This is a genomic window from Burkholderia sp. ABCPW 14, from assembly GCF_001523835.1.
Lineage (GTDB): Bacteria > Pseudomonadota > Gammaproteobacteria > Burkholderiales > Burkholderiaceae > Burkholderia > Burkholderia mayonis.
Window position 1 is genome coordinate 62,053 of the sequence record NZ_LOVS01000087.1, and the last position, 14,106, is coordinate 76,158.

A 14,106-nucleotide genomic window follows, 5' to 3' on the forward strand; every position below is an offset into this window, starting at 1 on the left:
GCGGGCGCCTCGCCGCCATCACGAGCGCCGCGGCTGCGACACGCTTTCGAGCGTGTTCGCGACTTCGTCGCGCGACGGGCCGTCGGTGCGCGTCGCGAGATCGCCGATCGACAGCATGCCGACGAGGCGCTTGTCGTGATCGACGACAGGCATCCGCCGCAACTGCGCATCCGCCATGAACGTCTGGACGTCGTCGATCTGATCGTCGTCGAAGCACCACTCGATTGGGCCGGACGCGACTTCGTGCACCTTCGTGTCGGGCGTCTTGCCGGCCGAGACCGCGCGTACGGCGATATCGCGATCGGTGATCATGCCGATGAGCCGGATGTCGCGGCAGACAGGCAGCGCACCGACGTCGAAGCGCGCCATCAGCTCCGCCGCGTGCCGGATCGAATCGGACGGGGCGACGTGGACGACGTCGCGCGACATGATTTCGTTGATGCGATGCATAAGACCTCCTGTGCTGTGGGATGCATGCCGGATGCAGCAAGGGGCGTGCCGCCGACGCGCGCCGCGCCGGATGACTGTCGTGTTCATCCGCCGCGACAAAAACATACAAACCTTCTCCAAATTCGACACATCGGAATGTAACGAAAAGTAATAATCCCGCGGCTGTCACCCCGTGCCGACGATCGGTTGAACGCGCCCAGCCTCGATGCAATACGAACCTCATACACGCTCCCCGATTCTGACCGTACCGATCCACGCGGCGCTGCGTCCCGTCATCGACGAGGTCGTTCACCGAAGCGTGTCGGAGGCGACGACCAAGGACGGCTACATGCGCTGCGCCGATTACGCAATCGTCGGCGCGCGCTTGCTGAGCATGCTGACCGGCGCGCGGTACCGGCCTGTCGCGGGCGGCGAAGTCATGGATTTCGGCGAACACAATCTCTTCGTCCTTTGCTCGACGCGCGAACGACGCCGCGCCGCGAAGCATCTGTCGCAACTCGCGCGGTACCACTGCTGGATCGAGGCCAGCCACACCGATGCCGACGGGCTCGCGCGAACCGAAATCGTCGACTTCACGATGCGTCACGATGCGATGGTCGCGACCATGGTCGGCATGTCGTTCGCGCGTCCGCACCAGGCATATTTCTGGGGTTGGGAGGACGAGCACGCGGTGCCGGCCGAATTGCGGGATCACCCGGCGTTTGCGAAGCAAGGGCCTTACTGGCGCTGGGCGGAACGCGAGTGCACGGCGCTGCTGCGCGCGTATGAGCGTGAGCGTCCGAGTTACTTCGGACGTCAGGTTTCGCGGGCGTTGAATCTGCTGGCGGACCGCATCGAGCGCGACGTTTGAGCGGATGTGCCGGCCTATGCCCGGCGCGCCGACCGGTGCGACGTGCCGGATCGGTCTGCGGCAACGATCGGCCTGCGTGCGTCCGTTGCGGGCCGAAGACATCGAAGACATCGAAGACATCGAAGACATCGGTGATCGCATGGCGTCTTCGCCGCCGTGAGCCGGCGATGCTTCGCCATACGGCCCGATTGCGCGTTCGTGTGGTGCGCTATGGCGAGCGTTTGCGAATCGAATCGCGGCGAGAGGCGCATGCGTCACGCGACGCGATGCAACGTGATCGCGGCAGGGCGAGCGCGATGCGATCGACGCAGTGATTACGACGCGCGATCGACGCGACGAATGCGATTCACACGGCGGCGCGCCGCTAAGAGACGGTTTCATAACGGCTGCTGAGGCCGCTGAAAAATTTTCCAGCAGATCATGCAGCGGCCGGGTTTGAGTAACGCCTCGTGGTTCTCAGTGCGCGGCCGCGTGCGGAAGTCCCAACACGGCCAGAATGACGATCAGCAGCGCGCATTCGACCGCCGCCAATGCGGTGACTTCGACGGCGCCTTCGACTTCCCTCCACATGCGCTTGGCCCTGCTCATTTGATGCTCCTTGAACGGCGAGCCGGCGGCGGCGCGTCCGCCGCCGGATGTTTCTCCATAAAAAACGATCTGGCCGGAACGGCACGCACGCGTGCCTTCGCGCAGCCGCCCGGTGTGGCCGAGGACCGACGGAAAACCCGCGCGGGCGGCGGCCCGGTGCGTCAATGCTTCGCGCCGCCGCGCCGATGTTCGTCGCGGGCCCGACCGTGCGGCTTGTCGCCGCCGGCGGCGGGCTTCGACGGATCGATGCGCGTGACGCCGCCCATCGCGGGCGGATCGCTCGCGGGGAAGGTGTCTTCGAGCGCCTTGTCGATCAATGCCTCCGACCGGCGTGTGCGGATCTCGTCCTTGTTTTTCAGCGGCGGGGAATTCGGCGCGCGCTGTCGAGGGGTGTGCTGAGTCATATCGGTTCTCCGGCAAGGTGCGTGCCTATCGTAAGCAAGGGCCGTTCCCGGCGGACCCGCGCGGCGGGCATGTGGTTTGCCGTGTCGCGCAAAGCGCCGCATTTCGCGGCAGCGCCGTTCGCCGACGCTCGACCCGCCGGATGCGCGGCGGCATCGATGCCGGACAGGCCGGCCGTCGAGCGTTGCGTCCTCCGGGCAGCCGGCGCGACGCGCGCAATCGAATTTGCTCGGGGCGTCTTGCCGGCGTCGACGATGACGCGTCGCGCGGCGTCCGAGCCGCCGGGAGGTGGGCACATGGAAACGTCGAAGCCAACGGTTCATTACGAAGCCAACGTATGCGGCGGCAGTTTCGAATCGGTACTGGACCGCTTTGAGGATTGGAAGCGCGAGCCGCTCGTCTCTCGACCCGAGCGCCGCATGTTCGAGGGCAAGGACAGTGTGCGCCGCCTGGGCGACGAGGCGTTCGACAGTCCGGACAAGGCGCGTCATGCGTTGATCCGCTCGTGCGCGCCGTGCGACCGCTTCGCGCTCGCCGCGCCGATTCGCGACGACGACCACTGCATGTGGCTCGTGATGGCCGCGTTCGAGGCGTGATCGCGTCGCACGGCGGGCTTGCAGGATTTACAAGCGCGGGGTGTAACCGATGCCGTCCGGGTGTCGTTGTATCGCGCATGCGTATGAACGTATGACGTACGGGGTGGGGCGCATGGCGTGCAACGCGTGAAGTGCGCCGTATGGCGTGCGAGGCCGCGCCGCGCAGCGGGCGATGGGCGCGGCGTATCGCGCGAGGCGCGCTGCGCGCGGGCCGCTCGCGTGATTGGGCGGGGTGTGCCGCCGCGCGAGCGAGCGATTGCTTGCTAGAACGCGCTTGCGCTGCGGACGCACCGGCATCGAGCGATGCGGGCGATCGCTTCGTGCGCGCCCGGGCGGGACGGCGCGGGCATGCCAGATTGTCGGCCGGCGCGCGAGAAAGCACCGGACCGCTTGTCCGAAGCCCTGGAGCGGCGCACGGGCGCGGACGATCGAATCTCGCGCGATCGTGAAGCGCACGCGAAATCGGAGATCGGGGCGTGCGGGGTCGCGCCGCGCGGCGAGCGGACGGAGCGATCTCGGCGTGCGCGAAAGCGTCGATGGGCACGGCGCTTGCGTTGAATTGGACCGGCGCTGACGCCGAACTGATCCCGTAACGCAAACCGATTCATCGATCCGCCATGCAACCTGACGCGCTCTTTCATCGGCCGATTCCGCCGATCCCCAACATCGACCCCGAATACGTGCCGCCCGATCACGACGATGACGACGACAAGATGACCGATCCGCCGGAACCTTATCGTCATCCGGAAGGCGACCCGCCGCCGGGGCCGCTTGTTCACGCGTGGTTCGTGTGATGCGGTCGGTCTTGCGTCGGCCGAACGTGCGCTGTTCCTGATCGCCGGCACATTCCCGGCGACCGGATTCACGGCGCTCGGAATCCCGACGATCGGATTCACGGCGACCGGATTCACGGCGTTCGGATTCACGGCGACCGGAATCCCGGCGACCAATTTCACGGCCACCGCGACGGCGACAACCGAATGCAGGCAACCGCGCGTCCGGCAGCCAGGCTCGCAGCGCACGAATGGGCCGCGGCCGAACCGATGCCGACGAATTCAAGGCGACCGTGCCGACCGCGGCCGTGTCCACGTCGGCCGTGTCCACGTCGGCCGTATCCACGTCGGCCGTATCCACATCGGCCGCAACCCACGGAGGAAACGATGACGATCCGAATCGAGCCCGGCGACAAGCGCGAAATCGCCGAGATGCTGGGCCGCTACTTCGAAGCCCGCGCGGTGCCGTTCCATATCGAAGAGCATCCGGCCGACGTGCTGCACATCAGCTTTCACGCGGACGGGCATCCGGCCGCCGTGACGATCACGTTCGACGACGACGCGTTCGCCGCATTCGTCCATTGGGACGTCGAGCAGAAGCGCCTCGCGCTGCTGCGGCTCGTCGACGAGTTTGCCGAGATGATGGCGCAGCGCAGTCCGACCGCGTACGCGGGCGACTTTCACATCAACCGATTCTGAGCGGATCGCGCGCGCCGCGCCCGCGACGCCGGGCCGCGCGCACGCGCTGCACGCTCGAAGGAGCTTTCGATGTCCATTCACGCGATTTCGACGAAAGTGGCGTGCGCGGCCGCCCTGGCGCTCGCGGCGGCGGCCTGTTCGCCAAACGGCTCGTACGGCGGCTCGCCGCGCAGCGGCGGCGCGATGACCGACGGCGTCGGCCAGCCGCCGCCGATAGCCGTCACGCCGTCCGACGGCGCGCGCGACGGCGGCTCGGGCGATCACGGCGCGTCGCCGATGGCGCCGGGCGGCAGCGGTAACGGCGCTACTCCGGCGCCGGGCGCGCCGGGCAGCAGCTATTGACGCCAAGCGTCGCGCGATGGGGCTCGCGGAATGCGCCGCTTGCGTGCACACTTGAGCGGCGGCCGGCCGGGGCGGCGTCGTGTAGCCGGCCGGGCCGGCCGCGCGCCGTGCAATACGGCGATGACGATCCCGCTCGCGACGATCGGGGCGAGCGCGCGGCCCGTGTGCGCCGCGTCCGTCGCCCCCGCGTCGAGCGCCCGGGACGTCCGCCGCAGCGCGCTCGGCGGCGCGGCGCATCGGCGCATGCGTTGGCCACGCGCGCGGTTCGCGCGCAGGCGCACCGCACCGACAATAACCCGAACAAAGAGGACAACAAATGGTCGACGCACGAGCGGTTTCAACCCGGGGAGCCGCCGAGCGGCGGCGCGCGGCGGCGCGCAAGCGCATCGTGCGTGTCGTGCGCGGCATCGTCTGCGCGTCGTGCGCGGTAGCGGCCGTGTCGGCGCGCGCGCAGACGCCTTCCCCGCTCGCGGAGTGGCAATACTCGGCCGGCATGCCGCTCGACAAGCTGTTCAACCCGCAGCAGCCGGACTGGCAGGTCACGGTCGGTGCGGCCGGCACGCTGCAGCCGCGCTACGAGGGCTCGAACCAGTACCGGCCGATGGCCGGCCCGACGTTCGACGTCCGCTATCGCGATCTGTGGTTCGCGTCGACGGGCGAGGGGATCGGCGTCAACGTGCTGCGCGGGCCGAACTGGCGCGCGACGATCTCCGCGGGCTACGACCTCGGACGCCGCGAGGCCGACGACCGCGGCCATCTGACCGGCATCGGCAACATCAATCCGGCGGCGGTGATCAAGCTGTCGGCCGATTACGTGATTTCGCACGACTTTCCGCTCGTGCTGCGCGCGGACGTCCGGCGCAGCATCGGCGGCGCGAACGGCTGGGTCGCCGACCTCGCCGCATACATGCCGCTGCCCGGCAGCTCGGAAAAATTCTACTGGTTCGCGGGCCCGACCGTCACGTTCGCCGATTCGCGCTACATGAACGGCTGGTTCGGCGTGAACGACGCGCAGGCGGCGCGTTCCGGCCATCCGCGCTACGAGCCGAGCGCAGGCTTGAAGTCGGTCGGCGGCGGCGTGACGCTCGTCTGGTTCGTCACGAAGCACTGGTTCGTGACGGCCGACGGCGCGGTTGACCAGCTCGTCGGCAGCGCCGCGCGCAGCCCGCTCACGCAGCGCTCGACGAACGCGGTCGTCGATGTGTCGATCAATTACCAGTTCTAGGGCGGCGGGGCGGCGGCATCGGCGTGTCGAAGGCACGAGGCTCAAGCACTGAAGTTCGAAGTTCGAAGTTCGGAGCCCGGAGCCCGGAGCCCGACGTTCGGCGTTCGGCGTTCGGCGTTCGGCGTTCGGCGTTCGGCGTTCGGCGTTCGGCGTTCGGCGTTCGGCGTTCGGCGTTCGGACCCCGAAATCCGAAATCCGAAATCCGAAATCCGAAATTCGCAGTCCGAAATCCGCACCCGCACCCGCACCCGCACCCGCACCCGCACCCGCACCCGCAGCCCGCAGCCCGCAGCCCGCACCCGCAGTCCGAAGCCCGAAGCCCGAAGCCCGAAGCCCGAAGCCCGAAGCCCGAAGCCCGGAGCCCGACGTCCGAAGCGTTTCGCCGCGCTCATCGCCGCGCAATCAACAGCGGCGGGAGCCTTTCTTGCATATCGATACGAACCCGTGTCGCGCCCCGAGCGCGGCATTCGTATTTCGTTCGCAAGGAGGCGTGCATGCAGAACGCGAAATCAACTCCCACCCTGAAACGACAGCGCGAGATCACGGCGAGGCGCCCCGTGAAGACGCCCGCCGCCGGCCGCGACATGCCGGACGCGGCGACCCAGCGCAAGGAATTCGGCGCGAACGAGCGCAAGCTCACCGCCGAGGCGATCGCAGCCAAGACGCCGACCGGCCTGCCGCTCATCGACGTCGACAAGTACGCGAGCGACAGCGGCGACCCCGTCCGGCGCGCGGCAAGCCGGATCGTCACACTCGACAACGCGAACATGGCGTCGACCGACAATACGGTCGACGTCGACGGCAAGGGGCTCGAGGCGCAGACGGGCGCGTCCGAATGGCACGACAACGTGATCTATTCGAACGCGTCGCTCGACGAGGCCGTCGATACGCCGGACGACGGCCTCGCCGGCATCGAGAGCCGCCCGCATGGCCACCTGCCGGAGGTCGAGCCGCGCGAAGGCTGGCGGGTCGTCCATGGCGGCAACGTCGACGTCGAGCACACGGCGGGCGCGCGCACCGAGCGCGTATTCAGCTTCGAGCGTTCGACGTAAGCGGCGCATCATGGCGTCGTGCGCTGCCGCGACGCGCGACGCGATCGTGCGACCGAAGCCGGATCGTGCGATTGAAGCCGATCGGGGCGATTGTGATCGAAGCGGGGGCGGGCCACCGAATCGAACGGCCGGCAATCGCGGCGAAGCGCCGTGCCGCGCCGCCATGTCGCCGGAAGCGCCGACACGCGGCGTGCGTGTCCGATGCACGGGCACGCGCGTTGCGCGACTCGCGATGCGGCGCGCGTTGTGCCGCGCGGTTCGCCGCACCGGCATGCGGCAGGAGGAATGCGATGACCACTCCGCGGGAACATCTGGAAGACTGGCTGCGCGACGCGTATGCGATGGAGCGCCAGGCCGAGACGATGCTGAAGTCTCAGGCGGCGCGTCTCGACAACTATCCGGTGCTGCGCGAGCGCATCCAGCAGCACGTCGAAGTCACGCTCGAACAGCAGCGCATGCTCGAAGGCTGCCTGCGGCGTCTGGATATCGCGCCTTCCGCGATCAAGGATCTGGCGGCGCGAATCGCCGCGTACGGGCAGGCGGCGAGCGGCGTATTCGTGTCGGACGAGGTCGTGAAGGGCGCGATGGCGAGCTACGTGTTCGGGAACCTCGAGATCGCGTCGTACAAGACGCTGATCGCCGCCGCTCAGCTCGCGGGCGAGAAGGAGATTCGCGATTGCTGCGAGCGGACCCTGAAACAGGAAATCGACATGGCGCAGTGGCTGTCGGAGCAACTGTCCGACATCGTTATCGCTTTCCTCGAACGTTCGGCATCCGAGCGCAGCGATGCGAAGCGCTGATGCGCGGCGTTCGCGCGGGCTGCGCGTGCGGGGGTAGAAGCGGGCGCGCGGCTCATGCCGCGCGCCACGCTTCACGTCGAACGCTTCACGTCGAACGCTTCACGTCGAACGCTTCACGTCGAACGCTTCACGTCGAACGCTTCACGTCGAACGCTTCACGTCGAACGCTTCACGTCGAACGCTTCACGTCGAACGCTTCACGTCGAACGCTTCACGTCGAACGCTTCACGTCGAACGCTTCACGTCGAACGCTTCACGTCGAACGCTTCACGTCGAACGCTTCACGTCGAACGCTTCACGTCGAACGCTTCACGTCGAACGCTTCACGTCGAACGCTTCACGTCAGACGCTTCACGTCAGACGCCAAACAACATCGAACGCCGTGCGCGACACGCCGAAAACCGGACGACATCGCCATCGCTCGCCCGACCTCGCACGCGCCGCACGCGCCGCACGCGCCGCACGCGCGGCACGTCCCGTACGGGGCGCGCGCCTCACTGCGGCCCCAGCTCCTGCGCCGACGTATCCGCGTCGTTGCCCTGCGCGACGAGCACGTGAATGTCGTTCGGCGTGACGTCCGCGATGCCGCCCGCGGGAATCGTCAGCAGCAGCCAGTCCGCGTTGTTCGCGATGCTGACGGGCGGTGTCGTGAGGATCGGCGTCTTCGAGCCCGGCAGCGTGACGATCACCTGATACGTACCGCCCGACAGATAGATCGAATCCTGCCCCGACGCCGGCACCGCGTTCTGATATGCGGCGCCCGCGAGCGTCGGGCTCTGCGCGGCGATGTTCGTGCCCGGCGGCACGACGTAGATGTCGACGTTCTGCGCGTTCGGCGACGCGTTGAAGCTGCGCACGCGCGCCTGGTCGGACAGCAGGCCCTTCGCGAACGGGTCGTCGATCACCGAGATCGGCGTTGACGTGCTCGGGATCGCGATCGTCGTGTAGTGGTGCCCGTTCGCCGCGTTGAACGTCTGCGACGCAATGGTCACGCTCGTGCCGGTCACGTTGTAGCTCGCGGTCTGTGAGCCGCTGCCGACCGAGCGGTAGCGCGTGACGCCCTTGTACGCGACGTTGGTCGCATTGGCCTGGGCATTCAGAAAATAGTCGAGGCTGGGGCCGGCGGGAACCGCGTTGATGAAGCGCGCCTGCGGATTCGAGATGCCGAGCTCGGTGCCCGTGTCATCGCCGCCGCATGCGGCGACGAGCGCGACGGCCGAGATCAGCGCCGCAACGGTTCGAATCGGTTTCATGACTCCCTCTCTGTATCGGTCGGCCGACACGTCGCGGCGCGGTTCGCAGCGTCCCGTGCGGACGTGCTGGCGCGTCGCGTCGCCGCCGGTGGGTGAATGTCGATGGATGCGGCGAAAACAGGCTCGGTCGCCGTACCCGCGCATCGCGCGACGGGGCGCTCGCAGACAGCAACGGGCATACCCGGCGATGCGGCGATGCACGACTCGAAGCGCGCCGTCCCGCGCTCGCGGCGGAGCGCGGCCGCTGCTGCGGTGCGGCGAAGGACGGCCGCGCGGATGTAACCGATCGCGTAATGCGATGCGCGCGGATGGAATTTTTGCGGCGAAGGGCAAAATCTACGTGGATGCGTTGACGCAAATGCATCAATCGAAAGAAGGCGGCATGCCGATCGCGTCGAACGCCGTCCGCATGCGGCCCGCGCGCGTCGCGGTCCAAAACTTGCGCACGCATTTGTAAAAAGCGCCGGCCGATGCGGCGGCGGCGCCGAACGGATGCGACGAAAGTCCGCTCGCGCAAGGCGCCGCGCGATTGGTACGGAAGTTGCGGGGACTTGCGCACCGCCATTCACACGACAGGGAGTCCCGCATGTCCGCCACGCTCGCGTTGCAAATGCGTCAACACCTGGCGCTCACGCCGCGCTTGCAGCAGTCGCTTCGCCTGCTCCAGCTTTCCTCGCTCGAATTCCAGCAGGAACTGCGCCAGGCGCTCGATACCAATCCGTTTCTCGAAGATATGCAATCGACCGACGACGACACGGCCATGGCCGCGGCGACGCCGGGCGAGCCGCCCGCTGAAGCGGACGCGCGAGCGGACGACCGCTATGCCGACGGCGACGGCGGCGCCGTCGCAGCCGACGCGTCGCCGCCCGTCGGACAGGATGTGCCGTTCACGGCCGAGCTGTCGGCGCGCGTTTCGAGCCGGCGATCCGGCGACGCATCGGATCTCGAGCCCGGCGACTGGATGACGGCCGAGCCGTCGCTGCACGAGCATTTGCACGACGCGCTGCGCCTCTATCAGCTGACGCGGCGCGATCGCGCGCTCGCGCGCATGATCATCGACGCGCTCGACGACGACGGCTATCTGCGCCAGGCGCTGCCCGAGCTCGCGGCGGCGGCCGACCCGCTGCTGCATCCGACCGATCAGGAGCTGCTCGTCGCGCTGCGGCTCGTGCAGTCGCTCGACCAGCCGGGGATCGGCGCGCGCTCGCTGTCCGAATGCCTGCTGCTCGAACTCGGCGCGATGCCCGCCGGCACGCCCGGCATCGAATACGCAAGAGAGATCGCCGCGCATCATCTCGAGCGTCTCGCGCGCCGCGAGACGGCCGAGATGCAGCGCCGCCTCGGCTGCGACGCACGCACGCTGCACATCGCGTGCGCGCTCGTGCGGCGGCTCGATCCGCGCCCCGGCAACCAGTACGGCAGCGCGGCCGGCAACTATGTCGTGCCCGACGTGATCGTGCGGCAGGTCCGCGGCGAATGGATCGTCACGATCAATCCGGCCGTGATGCCGCGCGCGCGCATTCATCGCCGCTATGCGGAACTGTTCGCGCAATCGAGCGGGTCCCATCAGTCGCCGCTCGGCCAGCAGTTGCAGGAGGCGCGCTGGCTGATCCGCAACGCGCAGAAGCGCTTCGACACGATCCAGCGCGTCGGCGAATGCATCGTCGCGCGTCAGCGCGACTTCTTCCGCTACGGCGAGATCGCACTGAAGCCGCTGGTGCTGCGCGACATCGCCGACGAGCTCGGCCTGCACGAATCGACGATCTCGCGCGCGACCGGCAACAAGTACATGGCGACGCCGCACGGCACGTTCGAGTTCAAGCACTTTTTCCCGCGCAAGCTCGAGGCGGCGGGCAAGGGCGCGTGCTCGGCGGCCGTCGCGAAGGTGCTGATCCGCGACATGATCGCGGCCGAGCGGGCGGCCGACCCGCTGTCCGACGTCACGCTCGCGCAGCGTCTCGCGGGGCGCGGGATCGTGCTTGCGCGCCGCACGGTCACGAAGTACCGGCAGGCGATGAAGATTCCGCCCGCGGATCTGCGGCGGCGCGCACCCGTTTGACGATGTGGCGGACGCGCGGCGGCGCGCGCCCGGCGACGATTCGCGAAAGCGAAAGGAGGCCCCCATGCCAGCGAAATCGCAAGCCCAGCAGCATGCCGCCGGCGCGGCTCTGTCCGCGAAGCGCGGCAGGATCAAGGTGAGCGAGCTGAAGCGCCCGTCGAAGTCGATGTACGAATCGATGAGCGAGAAGGAACTCGAGAAGCTCGCGGGAACCCCGACCAAAGGCAAGCCGCGACACAAGTCGAAATCGTGACGGCCGCGCGCCCGCCGTCCTCCACTCAGACCAGGAGGTGTTGATGCTCCGTTCCGCGCTCATTTTTTTCATCATCGCGATCGTCGCGGCGGCGTTCGGCTTCTCCGGCATCGCGGCGGGCGCGGCCGAGATCGCGAAGCTCCTGTTCTACGTGTTCGTCGTGATTTTTCTCGTGACGCTCGTGCTCGGCGTCGCCCGACGATGACGGCCGCGTCGGGCATACGTGCGATTGGGCGGCGGTGCGCCGCGTTGCCGACGGCCTGCGCCGAGCGCCGTGCGCGTCAGGGCTTGCGGCCGAATGCCTCGCGCAGCCGCTTCTTCGCGCGTTCGAGCGTTTCGCGCCGCGCTTCGGGCAGATTGCGGCCAGCGCGGTTCACATAGAAATTGAGCATCGACATCGCCGACTGGAACGGCGTGCCTTTGCGCCGCGTGCTGCTGAGCGCGGCGCGCTTCAGCGATTGCGCGATCGCTTCGGGGTCGTCCGACTTGAAGACATCCGCCTCGAGGTCGAGCGCGTTGCTGTGCTGCGTCACGTCGTTCGACCAGTAGCGGCCGGATTTTTGCTGCGCGATGCGGGCGTGCTTGCGGCCGGACGCCGGCGGACGGGGCGCGGTCTTGGGCGAGGCGGTCTTGCGGGTCGTCATCTCGCGCTCACAGCTTGATGCCGCCCGCTTCGGGCGCGTTCGACGAGCCGGGCTCGACGTCGCCGACGCCAAACCGCTCGGGCCGCCGGATCTCGACCGGCTGGCGCGTGCGCGACGCCTGCGGCGCATGGCGGTGCGCGGCGTGCGGATGGCCGTCGGCGTGCGGGCGGCGCGGCGGGCAGGCGCGGCACGCGGTGCGCATGCCGGCGGACACGTTGGGAAGCGGCCGTCGGCCGGCGGCGCGCGAGAACAGCGGGACGATCGCTTCGAGTATCGGCATTGCGGCTCCTGACGGGCGGCGAGGACGCGCGAGACTCGGCTTGCGCGCCGCGTGCTCGCCGCGGTGGCGTTCGGCCGGCCCCGGCGGCCGGCCTTGAATCGACAATCCAAGCAACGGACGTACCGGCGCGTACATGGCGTGTGCATCGCGACGGACGGCGGCGGCAGCGTCCATCGTCGCATATATGTTCCCGCGCGCGCGGGCAAATGAGCAGAGTCCGGCGCGGGCGCGCGGCGACGGTCAAAAGAAGGGATACGCTCGGCCGGACTGTCGGCGTTTGCGAAACGGCGAGACATCGGAACGCGCGACGTCTGTCGCGAATCATTTCGTTCTGGGAAACGATTGGGCGAATACGCTTTGAATGCTGAGAGCGGCGCGGCTAATGTGCACACATTGCGTGCATGAGCGCGTAGCGGGGTGACGGCGGCTGCGCGTGCGGATGGATGCCGGACCTCTTTCCTATCGGCGTAGTCGTCGAGCGCCGGCCGTCGGCGAATGTGGTTGCCCGACGTTTGCCGAACGAATGCGCCGATGCCAAGGTAAGCGACGCGTCATCGATCGACAGACCTGACCGTCAGCACGGCGTGGACGGAACGCTCCCCCCGTCCGCTCGCGCAGCAGATTCGATTCATGAATGGGTTCGGAGAACGGATCGAGCGAATGGTCCTCGGGTGCCGAGCTCGGCGTGCGTCAAGTGCGTTACGCGCGTCATGTGCGTCATGTGCGTCATGTGCGTCGCCCGCCTCGCGCGTTGTCGTCCGCACGCGCGTATGAACCGGAAGCGACGCGCTTCGCCGGCCACGGGCCCGCGCCGCATCGCTCCCCGCGCATCAAACCTTGAACGACGGCAAATCCCGCACGATCCGCGTGAGGATTTCATTCGCCGCGCGCGGCAACGCGCGTTCGTTATGCACGAGCACCTTGCCGCAAGGCGAGTTGAACAGCGGATTGCGCATCCGCCGCGCGACGATCTTGCCGCGTTCGAGATCTTCCTCGATCAGCAGACGCGTGAGGAACGCGACTCCGTTGCCCGAGCGCACGAAACGCCGCATCGCGGGCACCGAGTTCGTGACGAGCCGCGGCGCGAGCGGAATGTTCTCCGCGTGCGCGACGGTGTGCACGATCTGTCCGACGCCGTAGTACGGCGCGGGCATCAGCGCGAGCGGATAGCGGACCGCCTCGCGCAATTCGAGCGGCTCGCCGCGCATCGCGAGCGGATGATCGGGCGCGACCGCGAGAAACGTCGGATGCGCGACGCTCAGGCACTCGCGAATCTCGGGCGGCAGTGACGGATTGTACGTGAGGCCGATATGTGCACGTTTGCGTAATACGTCATCTACGACGCCGTCCGCGGTGCGCACGTTCAGTTCGACGGATACGTGCGGGTGGCGATGCAGAAATTCCGTGATGACGGAATCCATCAGGTCTTCGACATAACCGACCGTCAGTGCGATTTCGACGCGCCCGCGCAGTTCGCCGTGCAGCGATTCGTGGAATTGCTCTAATCCGATCCGGCACGCGTGCGTGTATTGGACGAGGAGGGCGGCTGCTTCGGTCGCGATCATGCCGTGCTGCCGGCGCTCGAACAGCGGCGCGCCGATCTCGTTCTCGAGCAGCTGCAACTGCCGGCTGACGACGGATGGCGCGGTGTTCAGCCGTTCAGCCGCCGCGCGGATCGATCCGTGTTCGAGAATCGCGTGAAAGTAACGCAGGCGGCTGAGATTGACCTGAAACGATTGATCCATACGCGTGTTGCCTTGCAAAGCAACGGCTGTACACCAAAGTTGCTGTCACTGGGATCATACAGTATGGAGATAATGAGCCACGACAAATGAGATGG

General features: G+C 67.8%; 19 protein-coding genes. 12 read left to right on the forward strand and 7 right to left on the reverse strand.

The window, feature by feature from the left end:
* Positions 1-18: 18 nt before the first annotated feature.
* Entirely contained in the window at positions 19-450 is a 432-nt protein-coding gene (locus tag WS62_RS13090; RefSeq protein WP_066571280.1) for a CBS domain-containing protein, read from the reverse strand.
* A gap of 205 nt (positions 451-655) precedes the next feature.
* Between WS62_RS13090 and WS62_RS13095 the strand changes: the two genes are divergently transcribed.
* Complete coding sequence (locus WS62_RS13095; RefSeq protein ID WP_066571282.1) at positions 656-1,300, forward strand: hypothetical protein; 645 nt, start codon at positions 656-658, stop codon at positions 1,298-1,300.
* Between the two features lie 16 nt (positions 1,301-1,316).
* Positions 1,317-1,460 carry a hypothetical protein gene (locus WS62_RS36335; RefSeq protein WP_156440968.1) on the forward strand — a complete coding sequence of 48 codons (144 nt, stop codon included), beginning with the start codon at positions 1,317-1,319 and terminating at the stop codon, positions 1,458-1,460.
* Positions 1,461-1,756: 296 nt separating this feature from the next.
* Here WS62_RS36335 and WS62_RS13100 read toward each other — a convergent pair whose 3' ends face one another.
* Both WS62_RS13100 and WS62_RS13105 read right to left on the reverse strand, forming a co-directional pair.
* On the reverse strand, positions 1,757-2,053 hold the full coding sequence (locus WS62_RS13100) for a hypothetical protein (RefSeq protein ID WP_066571284.1): 297 nt from the start codon (positions 2,051-2,053) through the stop codon (positions 1,757-1,759).
* Complete coding sequence (locus tag WS62_RS13105; RefSeq protein ID WP_066571286.1) at positions 2,050-2,292, reverse strand: hypothetical protein; 243 nt, start codon at positions 2,290-2,292, stop codon at positions 2,050-2,052. Before WS62_RS13105 ends, WS62_RS13100 begins: the two co-directional genes overlap by 4 nt.
* Positions 2,293-2,586: 294 nt before the next feature.
* Here WS62_RS13105 and WS62_RS13110 point away from each other — a divergent pair, with 294 nt between their 5' ends.
* The 7 genes from WS62_RS13110 (at position 2,587) to WS62_RS13145 (ending at position 7,777) form a co-directional block, all read left to right on the forward strand.
* Positions 2,587-2,886, forward strand: coding sequence for a hypothetical protein (locus WS62_RS13110; protein ID WP_066571357.1), 300 nt, complete (start codon positions 2,587-2,589; stop codon positions 2,884-2,886).
* 617 nt (positions 2,887-3,503) lie between these two features.
* On the forward strand, positions 3,504-3,680 hold the full coding sequence (locus tag WS62_RS37410; RefSeq protein WP_197422825.1) for a hypothetical protein: 177 nt from the start codon (positions 3,504-3,506) through the stop codon (positions 3,678-3,680).
* Positions 3,681-4,046: 366 nt separating this feature from the next.
* Positions 4,047-4,358, forward strand: a complete 312-nt coding sequence (locus tag WS62_RS13115) for a hypothetical protein (RefSeq protein WP_066488139.1) — start codon at positions 4,047-4,049, stop codon at positions 4,356-4,358.
* Positions 4,359-4,427: 69 nt separating this feature from the next.
* The gene (locus WS62_RS13120; protein ID WP_066571288.1) at positions 4,428-4,700 is read left to right on the forward strand and encodes a hypothetical protein; all 273 of its coding nucleotides are present in this window, start codon (positions 4,428-4,430) and stop codon (positions 4,698-4,700) included.
* A gap of 316 nt (positions 4,701-5,016) precedes the next feature.
* Entirely contained in the window at positions 5,017-5,925 is a 909-nt protein-coding gene (locus tag WS62_RS13130; RefSeq protein ID WP_066571292.1) for a MipA/OmpV family protein, read from the forward strand.
* 494 nt (positions 5,926-6,419) lie between these two features.
* The gene (locus WS62_RS13135; protein ID WP_066571294.1) at positions 6,420-6,977 is read left to right on the forward strand and encodes a DUF3005 domain-containing protein; all 558 of its coding nucleotides are present in this window, start codon (positions 6,420-6,422) and stop codon (positions 6,975-6,977) included.
* 290 nt (positions 6,978-7,267) lie between these two features.
* The gene (locus WS62_RS13145; protein WP_066571297.1) at positions 7,268-7,777 is read left to right on the forward strand and encodes a ferritin-like domain-containing protein; all 510 of its coding nucleotides are present in this window, start codon (positions 7,268-7,270) and stop codon (positions 7,775-7,777) included.
* A gap of 494 nt (positions 7,778-8,271) precedes the next feature.
* On the opposite strand, the gene WS62_RS13150 is transcribed toward WS62_RS13145, so the two are convergent.
* Positions 8,272-9,030 (reverse strand): DUF4397 domain-containing protein, encoded by a 759-nt coding sequence (locus tag WS62_RS13150; protein WP_066571298.1) that lies wholly within the window; start codon positions 9,028-9,030, stop codon positions 8,272-8,274.
* 586 nt (positions 9,031-9,616) lie between these two features.
* Here WS62_RS13150 and WS62_RS13155 point away from each other — a divergent pair.
* From WS62_RS13155 to WS62_RS33570, 3 genes are all read left to right on the forward strand, one after another.
* Positions 9,617-11,089 carry an RNA polymerase factor sigma-54 gene (locus WS62_RS13155; protein WP_066571299.1) on the forward strand — a complete coding sequence of 491 codons (1,473 nt, stop codon included), beginning with the start codon at positions 9,617-9,619 and terminating at the stop codon, positions 11,087-11,089.
* 64 nt (positions 11,090-11,153) lie between these two features.
* Positions 11,154-11,342, forward strand: coding sequence for a DUF3008 family protein (locus WS62_RS13160; RefSeq protein WP_066493025.1), 189 nt, complete (start codon positions 11,154-11,156; stop codon positions 11,340-11,342).
* Between the two features lie 43 nt (positions 11,343-11,385).
* Positions 11,386-11,547: a DUF1328 domain-containing protein gene (locus WS62_RS33570; RefSeq protein WP_082720935.1), complete on the forward strand. Its 162-nt coding sequence runs from the start codon at positions 11,386-11,388 to the stop codon at positions 11,545-11,547.
* Between the two features lie 76 nt (positions 11,548-11,623).
* Here the strand turns inward: WS62_RS33570 and WS62_RS13165 are convergent, their stop codons facing one another.
* The 3 genes from WS62_RS13165 to WS62_RS13175 all read right to left on the reverse strand — a co-directional run bounded on the left by WS62_RS13165 (position 11,624) and on the right by WS62_RS13175 (position 14,011).
* Positions 11,624-11,986 (reverse strand): DUF3175 domain-containing protein, encoded by a 363-nt coding sequence (locus tag WS62_RS13165; RefSeq protein WP_066571300.1) that lies wholly within the window; start codon positions 11,984-11,986, stop codon positions 11,624-11,626.
* A gap of 7 nt (positions 11,987-11,993) precedes the next feature.
* A complete protein-coding gene (locus tag WS62_RS13170) occupies positions 11,994-12,266 on the reverse strand; it encodes a hypothetical protein (protein ID WP_066571359.1) in 273 nt (90 codons plus the stop codon).
* An 830-nt stretch (positions 12,267-13,096) separates the two neighbouring features.
* Entirely contained in the window at positions 13,097-14,011 is a 915-nt protein-coding gene (locus WS62_RS13175; RefSeq protein ID WP_066571302.1) for a LysR family transcriptional regulator, read from the reverse strand.
* Positions 14,012-14,106: the final 95 nt, after the last annotated feature.